This is a genomic window from Ruminococcoides sp., assembly GCF_057037865.1.
The window spans coordinates 318,210-340,626 of sequence record NZ_DBLZMS010000002.1 but is presented as its reverse complement, the minus strand read 5'-3'; the positions used below and the strand labels follow the sequence as shown (position 1 = coordinate 340,626).

The following is a 22,417-nucleotide window of genomic DNA, read 5'->3' as shown; positions in this document are numbered from 1 at the left end:
TTACCTCCTTAGCTCCAGCGTCTTTTTTCCAGAACACGAACAGTAAAAAATACGAACAATCCTGCCACACTCAGGAAAAATACGATATCAGGTGCGCTGAGCAGACCGTATTTGAATGAATTATAATATGTAGCAAAATCAATCTTTTCAATAATGTTCTTGATCCAGTCAATTGAAATCATACTTGTGAAGTTTGTCATCATATAGATAACAAGGTTAACTGCCATGCTTACGATTGCGGCAACAATTGTGCTTTCCGTAAGTGATGAAATGAAAATGTTAATTGCAAGCAGAGCCGCACCAAAGAGGAGAAGTCCGATGAATGTACAGAGAATAACCGACCATTCCGGAGTTGCAAAGAATGAAATTACAACCGCATAGAGAAGGAAGATTGCACTGCAAATTGCATAAAGCACAAATGCACCGAGGAACTTTCCTAAAACGACCCTTGTAAGGCTTACAGGTGCAGTAAAGAGCGCCTGATCTGTTTTCTGATACTTTTCATCTGCAAAAGATTTCATTGTTATAATCGGAATTATAAACAGAATAATCAAAAGCATATTGCCGTATACATAGCTTAAACTTGCCGAGTTGTACACAATACAGTAGTTGTAGAAAAACACACCCGAAAAGAAGAAGTAAGCGGCAAGAACAACATATGCAATTGCCGAATTGAAATAAGAGGAAAGCTCCCTCTTTAAAATAGCACCCATTACATATCTTCCTTTCTGCTGTCATATTTACCTGAGGTAAGCTTGAGGAACATATCCTCAAGTGTTTCATTGCCTGACTGCATATCAAGAATTACCGCACCGACTCTTACCATGGCATTGTAAACATCTCTTCTAATGTCGCTTGATGTTTCGTATTCAATCATATACTTTCCGCTGCCGTCAGCATTACTGCCTGTCTTTGTAACACGCTTAACAGCAGGGATTTTCTTTATTGCCTCGGTAATGTCAGCGGTACTTCCCTCTGCAGTAAGCGAGAGCTTCTGACCGCCCGAAACCTGAGCAGAAAGTTCATCTGTTTTTGCATCGGCAACAATTTTGCCCTTTGAAATAACGACGATTCTGTCACACACCTCGGAAACCTCGGAAAGAACATGAGATGAAAAAATTACAGTATGCTTTTTGCCGAGATTGCGGATAAGCTTTCTGATTTCGATAATCTGCTTAGGATCAAGACCTACTGTCGGCTCGTCAAGAATGATTACGGGCGGATTGCCGAGAAGCGCCTGAGCAAGACCTACACGCTGGCGATAACCTTTTGACAGATGCTTGATAATTCTGTCAGCCTGCTCCGTAATTTTTGTCAAACGCATAACCTCGTCAATGTGTTCCTTTTTCGGCAGCTTCACCTTCTTGAGATCAAACATAAACTCAAGATATTTTTTAACCGTCATATCAATGTACAAAGGCGGAATTTCGGGAAGATAACCGATTTTTGACTTTGCGTGAATCGGATCGTCAAGAATTTCGCATCCGTCAATGGTAACAGTACCGCTTGTTGATGAAAGGTAACCTGTTATCATATTCATTGTTGTGGATTTGCCCGCACCGTTAGGTCCGAGAAATCCCAGAACTTCACCTGTTTCAACAGTGAAGCTGATGTCATCAACGGCCTTTATGCTGCCATAAAATTTTGTAAGGTTTTTAACCTCGACCATGTGACTTTTCACTCCTTAAAATTAATTGCGTAATTTCTGTGATTTGAATGTGCCGTACAAAAACACAGAAACGAACATTATTGATTATACTATAAAATGAGCAGTTTGTGTAGAGTTTTTCCAAAAAAATCAACGCCATCTCACAAAAGTTCAGTTTTTCATCACATAAAGAAATGTCTTGGGGAATTATTCACCAAAAACTCGGAACAATATTTATTGATAATGACAAAACAAAGGAAGTGTCAGTATGCAATATGTAAATGCATTCTGGGTTGGCGGACTGATCTGCGTGGCAGGTCAGATTCTCATTGACAAAACAAAACTCACTCCCGCAAGAATACTTACGGGCTTTGTTGTCGCAGGCGTAATTCTGGGGGCAATCGGACTGTACAAACCGCTTGTTGATTTTGCGGGTGCCGGCGCAAGTGTGCCGATCAGCGGATTTGGTTTTCTTATGAGCGAGGGCGTGCGAAAGGCGCTCGCTCAGGACGGCGCACTCGGAATTCTTACAGGAGGTCTTACAAGCGCCGCCGCAGGAATCTCCGCCGCAATAGTTTTCGGACTTATCGCCGCCCTGTGTACAAAATCGGGAGATAAGTAAAGGCATATATTTTATTAAAAATTGAACCTTACACATGTAGTCACCTGTAGGGGCGTTCATTGGACGCCCGCCTTGATGAAATCATCTGTTTATTCGCATAACTTTTGATATGATGAAAACTGTGTATAATCTGTAGCGGCGAACCGTGTTCGCCGCTACAATATAAAAATAACAAAACCGCCGTACAGATTTTCGCTGTACGGCGGTTTAATTTATTCACCTTATTCAGTTATAGGTAATCGTATCCATTTTGGTCACACCATATTCTGTATCCAATAATTTTATCCATGCAAATAAAATTATTATCTATGTATGTGCCGCTTGTTACATCATTTCTGCGAGGACAGATATTGAAATTGCAGTAATTATACCAACGCAGAGTGTCGTCAAGTGAACTTACACACCTCTGTTCGTCAATGAAAATATCATTGTTTTTAAATTCAGGCTCAAGACCTACGATATGTTTCTGAAGGTTTGTTGCAGTCGTAACCGTAATGTTTTCATAATTTTTTTCATTTGTCAGCATTTTCTGCGCACCTGTAAGGTTCTCAATATGAACAACATATTTTTGAACAAATGTTGCATCTTCAATATTTACTTCGCCGTCACCGTTCACATCACCTTTGACGGTATACGCATTTGTCATTTTATTGTAAGATGTCATCATCTCTTTAAATGCTTTTGTAAGTTGATTACACGGAAATTCATTCTTATGTGCATAATAATAATCAAATGCGTCACCAAGATTTTTTAACTTTTCCTGAAAATCATTCCATTCATTTTCTGAATACCAATTATTATAATTTTCTTCTTTCAATGCATTCTTATATGTAGCCTCTGCATACTCAATATTTACAAGCGGTGCATCGTAATACATATCATAAACCTGTTTTAATGCAACAGTATATTCATCTGCCGATAAACCGTCAGTATCATACACCTCTCTTGCGTTGTCCATTATTGACGGCCAAACTCCATCATATATCACTGCACAATCCAACCAAATATCTTTATTCAAATTCAATATGTAACCTAGCTTTTCCTGCTGAATTTCAGCGTCTGTTTTTTCAACAGCAGATGCATTAAAGCCAAATGCTGTAACAGACATAACTCCTACAAGTAATATTGCTAATATCTTTTTCATTAGTTAGTCCCCCTTGTTATATTTAATGCCATTTTCTGAATCAATGTTGCATCAATTATGTCAATATCACTATTTCTATCAACATCACCCAAAATGACGATCCTAAACTTAGTTAAGTTAATTAGAACATATCGTTAATTTAATTAATTTTATTTTTATTGCAATTATTGCAATTTAAAATAGAACTTTATAACTAACATTATTATAGCATAATTAAATAAGTATTGATAGTTTTTTTATTATTTATGTTATAGAATTTTCCGATGATTTTTTGTGCATTTTGTTAAATTAAAGAAAAACCGCTGTACAGATTTTTCGCTGTACGGCGGTAATGTTTTAAAGATATTAAATTTTATTATTCAGCGTTAATCTGAACTTCTTCTGGATTTTCAGAAATATCGCCTTTCTTTTTTCTGCGTTTTTTGATGATATATGTCCATACGCAGAGGAACGCAAAGGTTGCGGCACATATGATTGTCACGGTCAAGCCTATTGCAAATCCCTTTGGATAATACTCAAGCTTGATTGTATGCTCGCCCTTGTCAAGATTGAATGCAACAAGTGCGTTGCCGACAGGAGTAATTGTTACTTCCTTTCCGTCAACATATGCCTTCCAGCCTTCTTCATACGGAACAGAAGTGTAGAACAATCCGTTTTCCTGTGCATTGATTGTTCCCTCCATAGAACTGCCTGTAAGCTTTGTTGTTGTCATTACGCTCTTTGAAAGCTTATTGTAACCTTCTTCAAAGACATCCTGATTCAGAACATCAACAAATACCATTGCAGAACCCGACTGTCCCTGCTGGAGATTTGAATAAACGGAAATCTTGTCGCCCTTTTTGCATTGACCGATGCAGGCAATGTAGCTTCTGCCCATACCGTAGGTCTTGCTCTGAGCAACATCGTTAATCATAACGGTAACATCGTCACCGCCCGAAATATCCGCATACATAAGATACAAGCCGTCCTTAGGTGCTTCGTAATTCCACTTTACATGCGGAGTAACTGTTGTATCGGTACAGCTGAATGAATATCGTCCGTAACCTGTCTTATTTACAGGAAACTGGTTGTAGTCTGTGTGTCCCTGTGAAACAACATCAAGCGGAGTGTAAACATCATCCTTAATGCCTGTTGCAAGTTTGAAAAATTCATTCTGTTTGTCAAACGGATTGAACTGATCTTCGTTTTCATCAACCTGCCAGCTTGCAAGTGCGGAGTTTGTCATAAAGCCCATCGGCAGATAGTGATTGTTCTGCAAAAGCTTTACATTACCGACACCGTAAACCTCTGTAAGGTCATAGGTGTTCATATAGATATTGTCACGGGCAATAAGATATTTAAGATTCATAAAGAGGTTTGTAACCGGTGAACCCTCGGCATAGGTATAGCGGTTACCGCTCTTCCAACCCATCATGCCAAAGTTTTCAAACAGCACGGTCATATCCACATTAGCCATTGAGTTGAACATCGAAAGTCCGTTGTAGTGGTTGAGAGCCGCATCGTTAAGCGTCTGAGTTGATGTCATCTCCGCTCTCCACATTTCGGTTGTGTTGCTTTCAAGGCTGTCCATATAGTCAATTACCTGTGCAGTATTCTCCTCGCCTCTCGGATAATCGTAAGTACCCGTTACAGTTGTTGTCTTAACACCGATATAACCTGCGGCGGCACTCTCGCCTATTATGATTACGCCGAATACAATCAAAAGAACCTGTTTCGGAACAATTCTCTTTGTATAGAGGAAAAGCAGAACGCAGATTACAGCCGCAATAACTGCCGTGCCGACAAGCGCATAAGTCTCCTGTGTGCCGATACCGAAGATGATAACAAGTGCAACAAAAAGTGCGGCAAGAATAACATCCCAGCAAGAGCTTGATTCAAGGAGCATAAAAGCTCTGAATGCCATAACAACAAGTACAAAGCTGATAAGATAGCTGAAACGGTACGGAATCATATTTGTAAAGTGGAAACCGTGCCAGATGTAGTCAAGCTGTCTGATGATACAGCTGATAATCATAAAACCGATAAGGCAGCCATCAACGATTTTCTCCTTGAGCGAAATTTTCTTGCTTGTGAAGAAAAGAATTCCGAGTACAAGAGAAAGTGTACCGCAGGCAATGTTAGGCAATGCGTCAGCCTCTTTAATTGCAGGAGCGGCAAATGTTATGAAATTGGAAAGAATCTTTCTGATTGCCTCAAGCACACCCATAAGGTCGTTTGTCGAGCCTATATTGATTGCAAAGGTTGTCGGGAAAGTTGCCCCCGATGCGTTTGTGTTTTGCAGACCGAAGAATGCCGGCAACAGGAAAAACGCAGTAAGTCCGATTGCAATCAATGAGTAGATGCCTGTGCGAAGAAGATTTGTTGCAAACTTTTTGATGCCGCCCCATTTTACAATGTTGTATGCAATAAATGACAACAGTACAAAAATGCAGGCGAACAAACCTATATAATAGTTAGTCAAAAGTGAAAGTGCAAGCGAAACTATGTAAAGTCTGAACTTGCCCTCTGTGAAGAGCTTTACTGTGCCAAGAGCAACAAGCGGTGTGATACAAACCGTATCAAGCCAGATTGTGTTCCAATAGTAACCCATAAAGAATGCACAAAAGCCGAAACTGCATCCGAAAATCACAAGAGAAAAATCATTCTTCTTAAAAAGACTGCGTAAGAAAATTGCCATAAACATACTTGCACATGCAACCTTGATTACAACAGAGAACATCAAAAATTCTCTCAGCCATTCACTCGGCAAAAATACCGTAAGAAAATTCAGCGGGCTCATAAGGTAGTATGACATAAGTGCAAAGTAGTTTACACCTCCGCCCTGCGTCCATGACCAGAACAGCGATTCGCCGTGTTTAAGTTTTTCCTGCATATCCGCAAGGAACGGATAATACTGATGCCACAGGTCGGTTACGAGAATCTGATTGTCACCGAACGGCGAAACCTTCATAACTCCGAAAGCGGCTGTCATAAGCACAAACGGTATGACAAAAGCCAAAACGATAAACATGTTTTTTGAGAAAAAGCCTTTGCTGTTGCTCTTGTTATTCAGCGTAACAGGCTCAGCCTTCTTCCTTTTCTTTACAGCGGGCATAATTTGACCTCCGAAATATTTTGTAATTGTTTTCCGATATGCACAAAAATGCAATCGGGTACAAGTAATCCATTCTATTTTAACGCTTTTCGTGTGTGATGTAAATAAAAAAACATAAAAATCTTAAAAAAAATAGACTTTTGGCGTTAGCTTTGTTATAATTAAGTGCGGATAATCTCCACCTCTTTGAGGTCGGAGATTATCTTTGGAATTTAGTGTGAGTTTCACTCCCTCTAAATTCCACGGAGCTTTCGCTCCTTCGCACTGATTGCAATCTGTCGCAAGCTCTGCTCCTTGCGAGCAAAGCATTGCTTGCTCCGATTTAAATCTAAATACAACTATTTACAGACAAAGCAGATTATCATTCAGATAAAAAAACAATTGCTACTGTTCTCACCCCTATGCGGTGAGTTTAACTTTATAAAGGTGATGTAAAAAATGAAAACCATAGACTTAGTTGTTCCCTGCTATAATGAAGAAGCTGGACTTGAGCATTTTGTGCTTGAAACCAACAAGGTTATCAACTCTCTGCCCGAATATTCTTTCAGATACATACTTGTAAATGACGGCAGTAAGGACAGGACCTATCTCATTATGAAAAAGCTTGCGAAAGCTTTTAACAATATCAAGTATATTTCGTTCTCACGAAATTTTGGCAAAGAGGCAGCAATGTATGCCGGACTCAGGCACACAACAGCCGACTATGTTGTTGTTATGGACGCCGACCTTCAGCATCCGCCGCAGTTGTTTCCTCAGATGATTCAGGCTGTTGAACATGAGGGTTACGACTGCTGTGCGACAAAGCGTGCCGACCGTGAGGGCGAAAGCAAGTTCAGAGGAATTTTTTCAAAACTGTTCTTCAAGCTTTCAAATAGGCTTACAGATGTAAAAATGCCCTACGGCGCAATGGACTTCCGTATGATGAGCCGTCAGATGGTTGACTCAATCCTTGAACTCAGCGAAGTTCAAAGATTTTCAAAGGGCATTTTCTCATGGGTTGGCTTCAATACAAAATGGATTGCCTACAAAACAGTTGACCGTCAGCTCGGTCAGACAACATGGAAATTCTCAAGTCTGTTCAAATATGCAATTGAGGGAATCACAAGCTTTTCGGTTGCACCGCTCAGATTCACGGCTGTTATGGGATTTATCATCTTCGTAATTTCGCTCATATACATTATAATAACGCTGATTCAAACGCTTTTTCTCGGAATTACCACACCCGGTTATGTCACCACGCTGTGCGCAATCCTCTTTATGGGCGGAATCACCGAAATGTCAATCGGTATTCTTGGCGAATACATAGGAAAAATTTATATGGAAGCCAAGGACAGACCTATTTACATTACAAAATTCTCCAATTTTGAAGATGAAGATAACGAAGAAAAAGATGATAAGGAGATTAACGGTTAATGGGTAATTTTATAAAGCAGTTTTTTGACATTAAATTTTGGAAGTTTATACTTGTCGGAATTTTAAACACGGTTGTGGGTATGGGACTTCAATTTCTGTTCTTTAACCTCTGCGGTTGGAATGAATGGGTTTCATCGCTTATCGGCTACATCCTCGGCAGTATTTTAAGCTATTTTCTCAACAAATACTTCACATTCAAAAACAAGGACAAGGGCTGGAAACCAATCGTTAAATTTGCACTCAATATTGCAATATGCTACGGACTTGCCTACGGAATTGCAATTCCGCTCATCAGTATGCTCTGTACGGCAAACAACTGGACAATGTTCGGCTGGAGTGTTGAAAAGTTTGCAGGAAACTTCTCAATGATAGTAGGTGCTTGCCTTTTTGTTGCATTCAACTACATCGGACAGCGTTTCTTCGCTTTCAAAGAAAAAAAGGACGAAAACAATAAGTAATCCTACCCATTAAAAGTTTTCAACATTTAATAAACACCAAATAAACACCAAAAGGACTGAAAGCGATTATCTTTCAGTCCTTTTAAATATGTCTTGATATAATAAAAATGTATTTCAATTGTAGCGGCGGTCATTGACCGCCAATCGAAACGATTGTAAAATCGGTTCGACAGACAGTAAAGCAAATTCTATCATCTAACAATATTTTTAACATTATTGGTATTTTGTTGATTTGGTTTTGCAACCAAATCAAATGGCGAACACTGTTCGCCGCTACAAATGAATAAACAACATTCATCACATTAAAAAATTTAGCAAAACATACTATTTCTTGATGCGTGTGATCAATTTGAACAAACTTATTGTTTTTGCAACTCCGAGGAACCGAAGATAAAAAATCCCCAAAGTCATAAGCGACTTTGGGGTTGATAATAGCAAATATACAATTATCTCTTTGAGAACTTTTCACACGCAAAGATTGGCTTGTTTACAGGGCTTTTGCGTTTATTTGTTGCTTGTGTGTTGTGTACGGAGAACAATCCACTACTACTCAAGCAAAGTATCAATATGATTCATTCGTTTTTAAGTATTGCTTAAGTGACGCAGCATTTGAAATTTGTGTAGAAAAGTACTCAATTAATCTAAATATTTTGCTATAGATTTCGTTAAAACGATCCTCATCTAAACTTAATGATTCTAAATTATCGCCGTGGGCAATTTTGTTTCTCATTTTTAAAAGAACTTCGTCGATTAAAACATAATCTTTCTCATACTCATCAGTCGGTAAACCTATTGCACTCATTATCTCAGTAAATATAGTTGAATTTAAATTGCTATTCGCTGAAATAATATTCTCTGTAGGAATGTTAGAACCTTGGTTATATCTACATAACAATTTATTGACAATTTCTGTTTGTAAAGTAACCTTTTGGGTTTCATCGAAGTGTCTAATATCATTCTTCAGTGTAATTGCTAAAAAATTTGGTTTAAGTCTATTATAAGGGATTTTTAAACTGGAAACATAAACCAAATAATAATAAGCTAAATTTTTTATCGCACCTTCCCAATGTGCATAAAGCAAAGTAATTCCAGCACGCAACGCTGTATTCTTTGCAAAGTTGCGTGCTGTATTTATATTTGCTTTAACGGCAGAGAGTTCTTTTTTTCTCCAAGCAATTTCAGAATCAATTACATCTTGAAGTTCATCCTCTGTTCTTATTTTCATACTTTAAAGTACTCCATACTAAACAAAGAAAGGTCTTTGTATCTTGGTATTGATTTAATTCCTGGTGTCGTATTTCTTTTATACTCATCTGTTTCAAAAACGCTATTTGCTTTTTCTAAAAGCCATTCATCACGATTTGGTAGTGAAATAATATCATTGATGTTTTTGAAAACACCTGTTGCTATAATCTGAAATACAGCTGCCATAACTGGACCTAAACGCTTTTGTCCACTATATTTTTTAAAGGAATCTTCACCTAATACACCATATAACAATTGAAATGTTGAAACAAATCTTTCCCTAATATCGTCAGTATCTAAATCAGCTCTACACAAACATATGGTTTCCTTGTCTAAAAGCTCAGAAAAATCCGAGTAATTATTTATACTATCCCAATCAACGCTTTGAGTAATCAGCAACCTCAATAATAATTCTACTCTATATTGTTCATCTGCTTTTCTATCAGTTATAGGCAAACACCTTTGAAAATTAGCATCTCTGTTTAATTCCATTACAAATTCATAGAATGCCTTGTTTGTCATTATCATCAAACAGTTTCTTACTTCTTGATCACTCAACAGAGAACCACCAGTATTTAATCTTTGGAATAGTTCATATTTAGTGTTTGGATCACTCTCTTTCTTCATAATAATAATATCTATCCTAGAACGCTTAAAAAACAATTGTTGTTCCTTGGTAAAACTTAATTCCGAATTTTCGCAATTCCATTGCATTCCAGCGAACGAAGGTAAATAATCAGTCTTTTGTAGAGTTAGTGGCGGCAGTTGATTATCATCTTCATCTTTAAATACACCAACAAATTGAAAAATAGTAGATAATCTCTGAACACCATCAATAACATCCCATACGCCATCATCGTTTTGACTTACAAAAATAGAAGGAATCGGAATATTTAGCATAATTGACTCTATCAGCTTAGTCTTTTGGTATTCACTCCATCTGAAAACTCGTTGGAATTCAGGATGTATATCCATTTCACCATCTCTATATAGATTTATTAACTCTCCAATTGACATCTGATAAGATTCTCTGAATATTTTGCTTGATCGCTCTTTTAATTCATCTTGTAAAGACATAGTGTTTCCTCCTCGTATAATATCTATATTAGCTTCTCTTTAATCTTCTATGTTGTAGTTTTTTCCAAATCTTTCTGCATTGCTTGCACCAGTCAGAATCAATACCAAGCAAATCAATAATTGTTTGATCTCCAATATCAAGTGCAAGTTCAATATCCAGATTATTGCGTACAATGTTATCTATCCGATTGATAATGTCGTTTTTCTTTTCGGGAGGTAAATCCTGTATCTTGGGCAACATAATGTTTCCAACCTCACCCGGCAAGATTTCTAAGACACCGCCGCCATAGCTTCTGCCGCAAATCTCAGTAAAAGCAAAGGAAATACTGTTGTAGTACGAGATCAGAACCAGTTCTGGATCTACTCCTTCGTAAAATTTGATTCTATGTGTTGTATCGGTTGAAACCGCATTGCATCGGTTCAATACAAACTTTGGATAAAGATTATTACGACGCAAGAAGAAAGCATCAGGAACCCACACAGACGGAACAATGTACCACCTATCACGGATAGAACACTTATATCCTTTGTCCTCTCCTGAATCCTCACCAAGTTTGATATACTCTTTATGTTTTTCAGAGTATTGCTCTAAAGGAGTATCAGGGAAGTATATGAGCCTAGCTCGTTTTCCGTCTTTACGGTTTTCGTCCCAATCTTGGCTTGTAAAATAAACGCCGTGAAGGTGAGAACTTCTTCCTATTAACGGTAAAGTTACATCTTCTAAATCGTACATTTCACAAACTTCGTCTGTTACCGAAAAGTAATTATTATTTCCGGTCGTAATACCTACATTAATCAAACCATAATCCGAAAACCTCGTGAAGCGTTTATCGGTTTTTATAGTATTGATGAGCTCCATTTCTTTTGCAGATACAAAATACTTTGTCCACTTTTCTCTAACGTGTTGAAGTTTTTTAAATCCGTTTTGACTCAAGTCAAGAGTATCAAAATCATCAAGATTATTCATTTCGAAGATCCTGATACCCTTTTCTTCTCCGCCCTTTTCTCCGATAAAAACAACTACTTCTTGCTCAATGTTTGGAAACACCAATTCTTCAAATGTGATTAGTGTTATTTTTTGCAAGTGGTTGGATAGATAAAGCCGCAGATCTTCTGCATAAGCAACTTGAAGTATTTCTGCCGGAAGTACAAAAGCAATCTTTCCGTTATCAGAAAGCATTTGAACACAGGCAACTACAAAAGCAACCCAAGCATTAATCAGTTTGTTTGCTTTCATACCGTGGGTTGTAAGAATATTAGACTGAATTTTTCGTTGTTCTTCTGTCAAGTACTGATAACGGATATATGGAGGATTGCCGAGAATCAAATCGTACTGACTGGATTTGTAGTTCCTTTGATAAAAATCGAAGAAATCCTCGCAAATGACATCAACATTTTTCGTTTCTTTGTAGCGCTCAGCAACCTTGTTTGCTTCCTCGCTCTCAATCTCAATAGCTTGTATCATCGATATTTGTTCCATTAATCCAACAGAGAATAAGCTATCAAGGAAAACGCCATCGCCACAACTTGGTTCTAATACAGTTTGGATGTTTTCAGGCGCAAAAAGGCTAACCATTGCATTTGCTAAACGCAGTGGCGTATAATATGCCCCTCTTAATTTTTGTTCAGAGCTGTCCTTTTTGAGCTTCATAAACTACCTTCTTAAAATTCTAATCGATACACACGGGAAATCAAATCGTCTATTTCTTTAATTAATACATCTTTCTGGCGAACAAGAGTTGTTTCAATTTGCTTAGGCGGGCATTGATCTAATCTATCATTAATGGAATATACCTCACGACTTGCCTCTACAACTCTATCATATAATGCTTTCTGTTTAGAATCATTAAAATCAAGCTGTACAAAAGGAAGTGAAGATAATACAAAAGTTCCTCTTGAAACAAATCCACCTTCAAAGTCACTGCCAACTATTTGAATGATTTTCTCGGTGTAAGCATTTGCAAGCCACGCTTGGATGTATTCTAATTCATAAGGACTGTCATTCTTTTTGGCAACAGCACAATAACCTGCTGTACCACCCGAAGCAATCAACATATCCTCGTTATCTAAAGAATACATTGGATTGTCTTTAGCCATAACTTTAACAATAAGTTTTGGCGTATTAATAAAAGCTGTTAATGCTTGTGTTCTGCCATACTGATACCAAGTGTCAACTGTAGCATTTGGAACATCACGTACTCCTGATTTTGATACGCATTTGGGAACTAATCTATCATAATAATCTGATAAGTACGCATAAGTTCCAGGATAATCCGATTTCATTCTTTCGATTGGAATCAAATGTCCGCTTTTATCATACGGGAATATGATTCTTTTGTCGGTTGAAAGCTTTGTATATGTTGTTAAACCTTTTTCTGTTGCTTTAGTAGGCTTGAAATACGGTTTCAATATTGACTTCTCTACTTCGTATTTCTTGTTGTCTTTTTGAATAGTAACAGTAGTATCATTTTCATCGATTATTTCATCCCCGGAAAACCAATAAATCGGCTTAGGTCTTTCAGCGCTTGTTTGAATACCGTTAAAAACTTCTACCACTTTTTCTAACGGAACAGATACGGACTCAATATTTTTAATTATAGCTAAAAAATCAAAGTCTGGGGTAAGTTTCCACGGAAGGTCATTCAAGGAAGAATTATTAAGTTCAATACTATCTGTCGGTTTTCCCAACCATAAATCATTAGCGGAATCAACATTTGTATATGTAAATCTTTCTTGAACTTGTTTTTGAAGTAACACAATGGAACTATATATTGTCTTATCTTCAAATAGCTGCGCTGCTCCAAAGTCATCAAGGCTAATTAAATGATTGGATAACATACCACGCAATTTAGCGCCAGCACTAATCTTAAAGAATTTGTTTGGAACGATATAACAAACATATCCTTCGTTTTTTACTTTTTGCAGAGCACGCTCAAGAAATATAAAGTACTTGTCGAACTGTTTGTGGGATGATTTATACTTGTTTTTATAAATTGTGAACTCAGCATCGGACAAGAGTTGATGCATATCTTCTGTTGTTACATACGGCGGATTTCCCAAAATCACATCAAAGCCATCAGCCGGCATTTCGTCCCAATCATACGGAACCAGTGAAATAATTGTATCTGTTGAGTAACGCTTACCCGCAAGCTCTTGGTTACCAACCAAAGCGTTACCATGAAGAATGTTACTACTTAATTCCGGCAGTATAGGCGTAGTATCACGCACAGAAGGCTCAGTTTCATTTTCAATAAGTTTAATCAATAACGAGAATTTAGCAACTTCTACAGCGTGAATATCAATATCAATTCCGAAAATGCAGGAACAAAGTATTTGTTTCTTTTCATCTAAAGGAAGCTTATACTTACCGTTCCCGATTTCAATCAAATGATCTGGTTCATTTGTCAAGTACCACTCTACACAATAAGCTTGCAAATATTGAAACGCTTCTTCAAGATAAACACCAGAACCGCAGGCTATATCAGCTATACGCAAATTGCAGATCTCTGCCGGTGATTTACCTTTGCAAACATTCGACAGCGATTTCTCAACCATATATTTTACAATCTCAGTTGGAGTTGTAACGACAGATCGATTGGCGCAATCTTTCTTTTTAGCTAAACCCATCCGACCATTTTCAAGCAAGATAAGTTGTTCTGTTAAGAACAGCTCATAAATCTTACCTAACATATTCGGCTCAATAATGTTAAACATATATGGGCTTTGCGGATAGTATAACCCTTCGATCATTTCAACAATTACATTGTTATTCAAATCAAAGATAATATTTTCGCCAGAAAACATACCTGAATTATAACGTTTATCTGCTTCTCTAAACAATTCCTCCAGCTTAGTGTGCAACGCATCCCTATCCGATATAGTTTCATTCAGTTTATGATAAAGCGGAAGATTTCTATCTTCGCAGATTCGTAAAAATACGATTTGGTTAATAAACTCTTGAACAACATCATTAAGCTTCTCTAAAGATGTGTATTGATTCCCTTTAGAATAAAGTTCGTTACTAAGTTTAACTCTCCAGTCATTGATTTGATTTAAAAATAGATTATCTACTTGTTGCTTTTGGCTGCCTTCGCCTTTAAATGTGTCGTTAAAAAACTTGTCAAACTCTCCGGAATATACCGAATCTTTTGAAACAAGGTGAAATATCTCGTCAAACTTATCAATATAATCCTTGTAATGATAGCAACGGTATCTTGAAACTCGACAATCATCAGTCCCTTTTGGTACAGTTGTAGTATCATAAATAATGAAATATTCAAAATTCGTTAGTATGGAAATCTTGTGCTTTGCATTCCATCCGTATTTTCTTGCCTGCATAGCTGGAGCAGATTCAGTATCAATGTCAACAGAAGGCTTTTTCGCTTCTACAAATAGCTTTGTTACACCACGAAGTGTTAATGAATAATCCGGACGATCTGTTTTATTTGAATAGTTTTCTGCAATAACTTCTCGGTATTGTGGAGCTAATCCAGCTTTATTAGGAACATCCCAACCCAACAATTGTAAAAACGGATCTATATACTCAATCCTGCAAGAGTGTTCGTTATAAGCGTTTTTCCCGTCCTTGTATGCAGTAATGTTATTATCAAATCTGGTAACTAAATCTTTGAGAGCATCTTTTCTAACATTCATTAAGAAATCACCTGTCTAATTGAGCATATACTTAGGGTTATTATATCATAGCTTTTCTCAAAATCCAATAGTTTAGCGCCCGAAATTTTATCTTTCGGGCGCTAAATCACTTATTTATAAATCAATTCTGTATTAACGATTTCCGTTGCACGATTACGGATATTGTTCATTCTCGCAACCCACATCATTTGGTTTTCCGCTTTGAGCTGTTCGGTTACGCCTTCTTTTTCGGAGAGTTGTTTTACTAACCGAAAGAACATATCCTCTGCCTGTTTGTCTATGTCGGCGAGGTAGGCGGTGAGCTTACAGCTTGCCATCAGATTGGTATAGCGGATTTTGTGGTACTGTTTGATGTACCTCAAATGCCGCTTGCCCCATATCCCGATTTCAACCTTTGGCTGTTCGGGCAGCTCCAAACACGGCAGATAATAATCACCTTGCAGTTCGTAGTGGATACCCGTTTTCTTGTCGTAAATTCTCTTTTCCATTGTTCATCAACCTTTCATAATATATTAGCGTGCGTCACGCTGTTTTGACTTTTTGTATCCTCTCGCCTGCTCGATAATCTCATTGAGCTTGCGCTTACCGAAAACCTTTTCCAACAGGCGATAGGCTTTGTTTTGCTCTCGGAGTTGATTATTCAATTCCTTCAACCTTGAATTTTCGTGTTTCAGACTTTTGTTTTCGTTGTATAATCTGCCGTTCAGATTGTTGATGCGGTGATAGTTTTCCCAACCCAAATAGCTTTTTGCTACCGCAGATCGAACAAGATTTTTCAGCCGCTGGATTAACGGATCTACAAACTTTTTCTTGTAACTCTTTGCCGACATCAAGCCCTGCGGTTCCGGGAGTTGCAGTTCTGGATTATTGTCAAGCTGATGTTCTATGCTGTCGAGTGAATCCGTTGCTTCCTTGATTTTTTCAGCCGTCGCTTTCAGACCTTTGACCTCCAACTGCTTTCCCTCAATCTCCCGGTCGAGCTCGGCGACCTCTTTGGCTCGCTCCTGTTTTTTGTAATCAAGGACAGATAGGTGCTGCTCGTGCGTGCCCTTCTGTTCCCACTCGATACCGTGCCGCTCCATAATCTGAGCAAGGACTTTCTTTTCGGAAAGTATCCAGCGATTCAGTTCGTTGTCGCTTCTGCCCTCGCCTTTGAAACCCATATTGAGCAGAGCCTGTTTCAGCGAAACTCGTGTTTCCAAACCTCGATTGCTCCCGGTGGTGAACGGTATAAAGTCGATATGGATATGCGGCGTTGCTTCGTCCATATGAAGGTGCGCCGAGAACACTCGCAGATATGGATTGCGTTCTTGGAAGCCCTGATAGTATTCGTCGAGGACTATCCTCGCAAGCTCGGCGTGCTCTCCTGTTGCCGACATGTCTTCCATGTTGCCGATTTGGAAGATGATCTCGTGGAACAGCTTTTCCTGCTTTCCGGACTCGATATGCTTGTAGTAATCGGAAATCTTTCTGTCCTTGCGTTTCTGTTTATCGTTGTACTGTTTTAGAGCTTCATCAAACATTTCGTGATACACTTTCTTGATTGGCTCGTTGCAGTAATCTATATTCAAATGGGTACGCTCGCTGTCCACGTTCTCCGCTGTGAAGCTGCGGCTGTTGTGCGTGACGGAGCCTTTACCCACCATTGCGCTGATCGTTCTCTTCATTTATCTACCTCAAATCTGTATAATAATATGGTTATCTTATTGGTTTATCTCTAACTCAGGTTCTGTTACTCTTGCCAAGAGTAACGCAAAAGCACTTTTGACAGCAGAGCCATCAAAAATGCAACCTGCGAGCAGGTTTTGCGCTCTTCGAGGAGCAAGGGCAGCCCTTTGAAAAGAGCTCCCTGCACCCCGCCTAAACTTTATTGCGTGTCAGTCCGTGTCGGCTGTGTCGGTGTTTCACGCGCCCCACAATCACCGTCACGGCTGTCACGCTTTGACACGCCGCCCTCAAAGATAAGCGTTATCTTTCGACCGTCGTGTGTCCGCTGATAGTGATAGGCGATCTTGTATTCGTCCATCAGACGGTTAACGTTGACGTTCAGCTTTTGTGTAATAGCGTTTGGCTTGATGTCAACGGTGAGATACTCGCACAGCTCCGTCGGCGTTCCGCACCATTGCGGATTGTCGGCAGTCACCCTTTCGGCGATCCTCTCGAGCAACGGCTCCGGCGGCGCTTTCCAAAGCTCTGTTTCGATTTTGTCAAGCTCCCACACCAGCGTTTCCGTATTCTTCTTCAAGTACACACGCTGGTCTTGCTGATCTCTGCCAGATACCTCAAGCGTGGCATTATTGCTCGTACGCTTATCTTTGGAAAGAACGAATCCTCCGTCAGCAGCGCCGAGCAAACCGTTAGTGCCGGAAATCATATCGAATTTATCGTCCGCCGTTTGCTTGCGTGTATGATGGACAACCAACATACAAATGTTGTGGTTGTCGGTGAAGCTCTTTAGCTTCGTGATGATCTGATAGTCATTGGCGTAGCTGTAATTCTCGCCGCCGACTTCTCTGACCTTCTGCAAGGTGTCGATAATCACAAGCGAAGTATCTGGGTGCTTCTGTAAGAAGCCGTCCAGCTGCTCGTCCAAGCCATTGCCGAGCTGATGAGCTGATACCGAAAAGAACAGGTTTTCGTTTTCGGCTGTTCCGAACATACGATACAGCCGCTTTTGCAATCTCGGATAGTTGTCCTCCAGAGCGAGATACAATACCTTACCCTGCCGAACATCAAAGCCCCACAGGTTTGTGCCTGTGCTGACGTGATAGGCAAGCTGTGCCATCAAAAAACTCTTGCCTATCTTCGGAGAGCCGGCGAAAAGATATGTTCCCCGGTAGAGCAAGCCGTCGATGATCGGCGGCTTACTCTGATAGGCGCTGTCAAACAGCTCGGTCATCGAGACCGTGTGTAAATACGATTCGTCAATATCGCAAAGGTCGTATTTTTCATTCATAGTTCAATCCTCCTTTTAGCTGGCTTCTTTATCTCTAAAGTAGCCGGTTTCTTCCCAGACTTTTTTGTCGGGGCAGTAGTAGTTGTACTCGCTTGATTTGTCAAGCTTCATAGCATAGCCGAATTTCAAGATGCCCTGTTGCAAACCAACACGGACATATTGAGCGTCTTTGCCGATAGCCTTTGCGATCTCGGTAATAGGAACGTTCCTTCCTGTGAATTTCGGACAATCTATATATAGCTTATTCTCCATAGCATATCCTCCTGTTAATTATTTGCGCACTTTAAGTTCACATATTCATTGTATACGCATTTATATGACTTGTCAATACCTAATTTCAAAAATTATGTATTTTAATTTCGCAAATGCACTTGCAATTCACAAAGAAGTGTGCTATTATTATAATGAGGTGATGACGAAATGGATAATTTGCAAACCTTAATCGGCGAAAGAATCGCCAAACAGCGCAAGCAGCTTCGGATTAGTCAGACCGAGCTTGCGGAACAATTGGGAAAATCACTCCGCACCGTGCAGAAGTACGAAAGTGGAGAAATAGATATGTCCGTCTCTGTATTAGAACAGATAGCGGACATATTAAAAATGCCCATCAATTACTTGATAGGCTACGATTCGTCGCATATTAAATTGGAAACATTGGGCGATGTGTATGCGTACTTGTTCGAGCTGGATCGAAAACAAGACCTTCGCTTTGAGGTCGAATTTACTAAAGGACCCGAAACAATCAGAAAGGTATCACTTGTATTCGATGTACACGAAGCTGATGGCAACAGTGCGCTTTATACAATGTTGAGGAACTTCGATTATAATCGTGAAAGTTTTGAAACCTATAAAATCGACTACGAGATGTTCCGTGATTGGGAAGAAAAAGAAATCAAATCCCGGAGCGATTACTTCCTGACGGACAGAGAATATGAGGTTTTAGATAACGAGGAACGGCTAAGAAAATTCAACGAATACTACATAAAGAAGTTCCAAGAACAAGCAAACAAAGGTGATACGGAGCAATAAGCTCTTATCATAAATAAAACTAAAACAAGGAGGTTTTGGAGAGTGAGGTTGCCAAACGGTTACGGCGGCGTCACAAAGCTATCGGGTAGGCGTAGAAAACCCTATATGGTCAGAAAAACTATCGGCTGGCACATTGATGAAAAGACAGACAAAAAGGTTCAGGACTATGTGGTCATAGGCTATGCAGCCACCAAATCTGAGGCACTGCAAATGCTGGCAGACTACAACAACAATCCCTTTGACGTTTCTGCTTCCAAGATCACATTCAAGGAAGTATATGAGCGTTGGTCTGCGGAGAAGTTTCCGACGGTATCGGATTCCAATGTAAAAGGTTACAAGGCTTCATATAAAGCCTGCGTACCGCTTTACGACAAGGTGTTCAAGGAAATCAAGCTTGCAGAGCTGCAAAACGTCGTGGACACCTGCGGCAAGAATTATCCCACGTTGCGAAAACTGAAAGTTCTTTTGAATCAGCTCTACGAATACGCTATGAAAAATGAGCTGTGCAACAAGGATTACTCCGAATATGTGGACATTGTAAAGCATAAAGGCCGCAACCCGAACAAAAGGGATAGGGAAAAGTTCACCAAAGCAGAAATCGACCGCTTATGGAAAGCGTCAGATGACAAGTATTATCAGATCGTCCTCATGCTGATTTATTCGGGTGTGAGGATTTCCGAAATACTGAATCTAAAACGAGAAGATGTAAACCTGAAAGAACAATATTTTGATATCAAGCTCAGCAAAACTGACAACGGAATCAGACGAGTACCGATCGCCGATAAGGTACTGCCCTTCTTTAAGAACTGGTACAACGACGGCGAGAGCGAATATCTGCTTCACACCGAAAATGGAAACAAGTTTGATTACCGCAATTACTACGATAGTTATTTTACGCCGCTTATGGTCAATCTGAATATGGATCACACACCGCATTGTACACGACACACATGTATCTCAATGCTGGCGGAAGCACAGGTTGACCAAACCACAATTAAAAAGATTGTCGGACACTCGGGCGCTATGACGATGACCGAAAGAGTGTACACACATTTAGACGTTGAGGTGCTAATCAATGCGATCAATAAAATCTAAAAGCAAAAAAAGAAAGAGATGTCTTTCTGAACTTAGAAAAACATCTCTTTTGATTGCTTATTGAGGTTGAGAACTGTTGCTACTTATGTGTTACTTGCTTGTTGCTTATCTAACACATTTAAGCACATCTCAAACCGTCTGAATACTCCAAAAACCCTGTAAACAGTAGCCTTGAAGCGTGCTGGAAAGCACAAAGATTATCTTTTTGAGAACTGAGGAGCTCTACGAGCTGCTTTAAGACCGTATTTCTTACGCTCTTTCATTCTCGGATCACGAGTTAAGAAGCCTGCCTTCTTGAGTTTGCCACGGAGATTCTCTGTGTCATACTGAAGAAGAGCTCTTGAAATACCGTGACGGATAGCACCGGCCTGGCCTGTTACGCCGCCGCCTGATACTCTGCAAACGATGTCGAACTTCTCGTCTGTTTCTGTAAGAGCGAGAGGCTGTCTTACGATGAGCTTGAGTGTTTCAAGACCAAAGTAATCGTCAATGTCACGATCGTTGATTGTGATTTTGCCTGTGCCCTGATAAAGTCTTACACGAGCAACAGAACTTTTTCTTCTGCCTGTACCGTAAAAATAAGGTGTCTTATCGTACATTATCTTTTGCCTCCTTCAATTAGTCTTCAATCATTGCAGGCTTCTGAGCCTGATGATTGTGTTCTGCACCCTCAAAGAGTCTTAATCTTAAAAGAGCTGCTCTGCCGAGTGTATTTTTAGGAAGCATACCCTTAACAGCAAGCTCCATAGCCTTTGTAGGCTTTGTTGCCATAAGTGTATCGTAACGAGTTTCCTTAAGATGGCCGATATAGCCTGTGTGGCGCTGCCACTTCTTCTGTGTGAGCTTGTTACCTGTAAGAACAGCGTCCTTGCAGTTGATGATGATTACATGATCACCACAGTCAACATTGGGAGTAAAAGTAGCCTTGTTCTTACCTCTGAGGAGAGTAGCTGCCTGAGCTGCTACACGACCGAGTGACTTGCCGGCTGCATCAATTACATACCAGTTGCGCTCAACTTCGTTTGGTTTAGCTAAAAAAGTTGACATAACAATATCCTCCTGTATTTTTTCACTGTGAGATTGATTATATTACAATTTATGCCCATTGTCAACACTTTTTTGAAAAAATTTAATTTAGCTTTGAACAATCTCTCAAATACGCTTGTTTACTCTCATATACTCTAGTATACTCACATACTATTTTTAAAATAATTTTCTGAAAATGCCGATAAATACTGATTTTTTTGAATTTTGCGCACATTTATTAAAAAAGCAAAAATTCACAATAAGTTCACAATATGAATATTTTTCCGTCAAAAACGCCTGTTATTATATAGGCACAGTAAACGAAGGAGGTGAAAAAATTGAAAAATACAAAGTCGGCAGTTCTTGCCTGCGTCACAAGTCAGTACAACTGTGACAGAATTATCCGAATTGCCAAAGAAATTGCCGACAGCTCTGATTGCGAACTCAGAGTTATGAGCGTTTTAAAACCGATGTCAGACTATTCGTCAGTAAGTGATGAAATCGAGTATCTTTACCTTATTGCAAAGGAATCGGGTGCAGATATGACCGTGATGTTTTCGGATGACGCACCAAAGGTTACTGCCGAATTTGTAGGTGACAACAATGTTGAACGCATTGTAACGGGTATGCACGACGGAAAAGACAACAGCTTCCTTGTAAAGTTTAACGAGCTTTCCCCCACAACCCCCATAACCATGGTTTCAAAGGACAATATGGTTTACAGCATGGATTTGTGCAGATCCTATTCATAAATTTTTTTGATACAAATTTCCTTTCTCTCCACCAAACATACATAAATACAATTTTATTAACACCGAAGAATCGTATAAATCTTTCTTCTTAAAATATACTCTCTCCGAAAATGACCTGCTGTTTTTCAGTAGGTCATTTTCATATACATCTGCCATTGGCGAACTATATTTGCTACGCAAGCTATACAGAAACTGTTTCAACATA

At 39.3% G+C, this 22,417-nt stretch carries 20 protein-coding genes; 6 read left to right on the top strand and 14 right to left on the bottom strand.

Going from position 1 to position 22,417, the window contains the following annotated elements; all coding sequences use genetic code 11:
- Positions 1–8: 8 nt before the first annotated feature.
- Together AC2HW8_RS03340 and AC2HW8_RS03335 are read right to left on the bottom strand one after the other, a co-directional pair.
- Entirely contained in the window at positions 9–713 is a 705-nt protein-coding gene (locus AC2HW8_RS03340; protein WP_293639439.1) for an ABC transporter permease, read from the bottom strand.
- On the bottom strand, positions 713–1,669 hold the full coding sequence (locus AC2HW8_RS03335; protein ID WP_015522993.1) for an ABC transporter ATP-binding protein: 957 nt from the start codon (positions 1,667–1,669) through the stop codon (positions 713–715). The genes AC2HW8_RS03340 and AC2HW8_RS03335 overlap by 1 nt, the downstream gene beginning before the upstream one ends.
- A 247-nt stretch (positions 1,670–1,916) precedes the next feature.
- Here AC2HW8_RS03335 and spoVAE point away from each other — a divergent pair, with 247 nt between their 5' ends.
- A complete protein-coding gene (gene spoVAE / locus AC2HW8_RS03330) occupies positions 1,917–2,270 on the top strand; it encodes a stage V sporulation protein AE (protein ID WP_117520949.1) in 354 nt (117 codons plus the stop codon).
- Between the two features lie 229 nt (positions 2,271–2,499).
- Here the strand turns inward: spoVAE and AC2HW8_RS03325 are convergent, their stop codons facing one another.
- On the bottom strand, positions 2,500–3,414 hold the full coding sequence (locus AC2HW8_RS03325) for a dockerin type I repeat-containing protein (protein WP_021883907.1): 915 nt from the start codon (positions 3,412–3,414) through the stop codon (positions 2,500–2,502).
- A 355-nt stretch (positions 3,415–3,769) separates the two neighbouring features.
- Positions 3,770–6,508 carry a YfhO family protein gene (locus AC2HW8_RS03320; protein WP_303693188.1) on the bottom strand — a complete coding sequence of 913 codons (2,739 nt, stop codon included), beginning with the start codon at positions 6,506–6,508 and terminating at the stop codon, positions 3,770–3,772.
- Positions 6,509–6,946: 438 nt separating this feature from the next.
- On the opposite strand from AC2HW8_RS03320, the gene AC2HW8_RS03315 reads away from it, so the two are divergent.
- Both AC2HW8_RS03315 and AC2HW8_RS03310 read left to right on the top strand, forming a co-directional pair.
- The gene (locus AC2HW8_RS03315) at positions 6,947–7,921 is read left to right on the top strand and encodes a glycosyltransferase family 2 protein (protein ID WP_046432342.1); all 975 of its coding nucleotides are present in this window, start codon (positions 6,947–6,949) and stop codon (positions 7,919–7,921) included.
- On the top strand, positions 7,921–8,379 hold the full coding sequence (locus AC2HW8_RS03310; protein ID WP_046432340.1) for a GtrA family protein: 459 nt from the start codon (positions 7,921–7,923) through the stop codon (positions 8,377–8,379). Before AC2HW8_RS03315 ends, AC2HW8_RS03310 begins: the two co-directional genes overlap by 1 nt.
- Before the next feature lie 562 nt (positions 8,380–8,941).
- Here the strand turns inward: AC2HW8_RS03310 and AC2HW8_RS03305 are convergent.
- The 8 genes from AC2HW8_RS03305 to AC2HW8_RS03270 all read right to left on the bottom strand — a co-directional run bounded on the left by AC2HW8_RS03305 (position 8,942) and on the right by AC2HW8_RS03270 (position 18,562).
- Entirely contained in the window at positions 8,942–9,604 is a 663-nt protein-coding gene (locus tag AC2HW8_RS03305) for an MAE_28990/MAE_18760 family HEPN-like nuclease (RefSeq protein ID WP_215639280.1), read from the bottom strand.
- The gene (locus tag AC2HW8_RS03300) at positions 9,601–10,701 is read right to left on the bottom strand and encodes a DUF262 domain-containing protein (protein WP_215639279.1); all 1,101 of its coding nucleotides are present in this window, start codon (positions 10,699–10,701) and stop codon (positions 9,601–9,603) included. The genes AC2HW8_RS03305 and AC2HW8_RS03300 overlap by 4 nt, the downstream gene beginning before the upstream one ends.
- Positions 10,702–10,729: 28 nt before the next feature.
- Positions 10,730–12,352: an Eco57I restriction-modification methylase domain-containing protein gene (locus AC2HW8_RS03295; RefSeq protein ID WP_484327144.1), complete on the bottom strand. Its 1,623-nt coding sequence runs from the start codon at positions 12,350–12,352 to the stop codon at positions 10,730–10,732.
- Between the two features lie 11 nt (positions 12,353–12,363).
- Positions 12,364–15,354, bottom strand: coding sequence for an Eco57I restriction-modification methylase domain-containing protein (locus AC2HW8_RS03290; RefSeq protein ID WP_484327143.1), 2,991 nt, complete (start codon positions 15,352–15,354; stop codon positions 12,364–12,366).
- Between the two features lie 110 nt (positions 15,355–15,464).
- The gene (locus AC2HW8_RS03285) at positions 15,465–15,842 is read right to left on the bottom strand and encodes a TnpV protein (protein WP_215639276.1); all 378 of its coding nucleotides are present in this window, start codon (positions 15,840–15,842) and stop codon (positions 15,465–15,467) included.
- 24 nt (positions 15,843–15,866) lie between these two features.
- Positions 15,867–17,021, bottom strand: coding sequence for a plasmid recombination protein (locus AC2HW8_RS03280; protein WP_484327142.1), 1,155 nt, complete (start codon positions 17,019–17,021; stop codon positions 15,867–15,869).
- 200 nt (positions 17,022–17,221) lie between these two features.
- Complete coding sequence (locus AC2HW8_RS03275) at positions 17,222–18,310, bottom strand: helicase RepA family protein (protein ID WP_484327141.1); 1,089 nt, start codon at positions 18,308–18,310, stop codon at positions 17,222–17,224.
- Between the two features lie 15 nt (positions 18,311–18,325).
- Positions 18,326–18,562 (bottom strand): hypothetical protein, encoded by a 237-nt coding sequence (locus AC2HW8_RS03270; RefSeq protein WP_215639274.1) that lies wholly within the window; start codon positions 18,560–18,562, stop codon positions 18,326–18,328.
- 168 nt (positions 18,563–18,730) lie between these two features.
- Between AC2HW8_RS03270 and AC2HW8_RS03265 the strand changes: the two genes are divergently transcribed.
- Positions 18,731–19,339 carry a helix-turn-helix domain-containing protein gene (locus AC2HW8_RS03265; protein ID WP_215639273.1) on the top strand — a complete coding sequence of 203 codons (609 nt, stop codon included), beginning with the start codon at positions 18,731–18,733 and terminating at the stop codon, positions 19,337–19,339.
- A 42-nt stretch (positions 19,340–19,381) separates the two neighbouring features.
- Positions 19,382–20,434, top strand: a complete 1,053-nt coding sequence (locus AC2HW8_RS03260) for a tyrosine-type recombinase/integrase (RefSeq protein WP_215639272.1) — start codon at positions 19,382–19,384, stop codon at positions 20,432–20,434.
- Positions 20,435–20,631: 197 nt separating this feature from the next.
- Here AC2HW8_RS03260 and rpsI read toward each other — a convergent pair whose 3' ends face one another.
- Together rpsI and rplM are read right to left on the bottom strand one after the other, a co-directional pair.
- Positions 20,632–21,033 carry a 30S ribosomal protein S9 gene (rpsI, locus tag AC2HW8_RS03255; RefSeq protein WP_015522999.1) on the bottom strand — a complete coding sequence of 134 codons (402 nt, stop codon included), beginning with the start codon at positions 21,031–21,033 and terminating at the stop codon, positions 20,632–20,634.
- A gap of 19 nt (positions 21,034–21,052) precedes the next feature.
- On the bottom strand, positions 21,053–21,481 hold the full coding sequence (gene rplM / locus AC2HW8_RS03250) for a 50S ribosomal protein L13 (RefSeq protein ID WP_015523000.1): 429 nt from the start codon (positions 21,479–21,481) through the stop codon (positions 21,053–21,055).
- Positions 21,482–21,798: 317 nt separating this feature from the next.
- Between rplM and AC2HW8_RS03245 the strand changes: the two genes are divergently transcribed.
- On the top strand, positions 21,799–22,212 hold the full coding sequence (locus AC2HW8_RS03245) for an adenine nucleotide alpha hydrolase family protein (RefSeq protein WP_046432338.1): 414 nt from the start codon (positions 21,799–21,801) through the stop codon (positions 22,210–22,212).
- Positions 22,213–22,417 lie beyond the last annotated feature (205 nt).

Bases quoted from the DNA above. Each gene is read 5' to 3' on its own strand.
- spoVAE (WP_117520949.1), top strand. From the start codon at position 1,917: ATGCAATATGTAAATGCATTCTGGGTTGGCGGACTGATCTGCGTGGCA.
- rplM (WP_015523000.1), bottom strand. From the start codon at position 21,481: ATGTCAACTTTTTTAGCTAAACCAAACGAAGTTGAGCGCAACTGGTAT.
- AC2HW8_RS03290 (WP_484327143.1), bottom strand. From the start codon at position 15,354: ATGAATGTTAGAAAAGATGCTCTCAAAGATTTAGTTACCAGATTTGAT.
- rpsI (WP_015522999.1), bottom strand. From the start codon at position 21,033: ATGTACGATAAGACACCTTATTTTTACGGTACAGGCAGAAGAAAAAGT.
- AC2HW8_RS03340 (WP_293639439.1), bottom strand. From the start codon at position 713: ATGGGTGCTATTTTAAAGAGGGAGCTTTCCTCTTATTTCAATTCGGCA.
- AC2HW8_RS03305 (WP_215639280.1), bottom strand. From the start codon at position 9,604: ATGAAAATAAGAACAGAGGATGAACTTCAAGATGTAATTGATTCTGAA.
- AC2HW8_RS03270 (WP_215639274.1), bottom strand. From the start codon at position 18,562: ATGGAGAATAAGCTATATATAGATTGTCCGAAATTCACAGGAAGGAAC.
- AC2HW8_RS03265 (WP_215639273.1), top strand. From the start codon at position 18,731: ATGGATAATTTGCAAACCTTAATCGGCGAAAGAATCGCCAAACAGCGC.
- AC2HW8_RS03320 (WP_303693188.1), bottom strand. From the start codon at position 6,508: ATGCCCGCTGTAAAGAAAAGGAAGAAGGCTGAGCCTGTTACGCTGAAT.
- AC2HW8_RS03325 (WP_021883907.1), bottom strand. From the start codon at position 3,414: ATGAAAAAGATATTAGCAATATTACTTGTAGGAGTTATGTCTGTTACA.
- AC2HW8_RS03295 (WP_484327144.1), bottom strand. From the start codon at position 12,352: ATGAAGCTCAAAAAGGACAGCTCTGAACAAAAATTAAGAGGGGCATAT.
- AC2HW8_RS03300 (WP_215639279.1), bottom strand. From the start codon at position 10,701: ATGTCTTTACAAGATGAATTAAAAGAGCGATCAAGCAAAATATTCAGA.
- AC2HW8_RS03335 (WP_015522993.1), bottom strand. From the start codon at position 1,669: ATGGTCGAGGTTAAAAACCTTACAAAATTTTATGGCAGCATAAAGGCC.
- AC2HW8_RS03280 (WP_484327142.1), bottom strand. From the start codon at position 17,021: ATGAAGAGAACGATCAGCGCAATGGTGGGTAAAGGCTCCGTCACGCAC.
- AC2HW8_RS03275 (WP_484327141.1), bottom strand. From the start codon at position 18,310: ATGAATGAAAAATACGACCTTTGCGATATTGACGAATCGTATTTACAC.
- AC2HW8_RS03315 (WP_046432342.1), top strand. From the start codon at position 6,947: ATGAAAACCATAGACTTAGTTGTTCCCTGCTATAATGAAGAAGCTGGA.
- AC2HW8_RS03285 (WP_215639276.1), bottom strand. From the start codon at position 15,842: ATGGAAAAGAGAATTTACGACAAGAAAACGGGTATCCACTACGAACTG.
- AC2HW8_RS03310 (WP_046432340.1), top strand. From the start codon at position 7,921: ATGGGTAATTTTATAAAGCAGTTTTTTGACATTAAATTTTGGAAGTTT.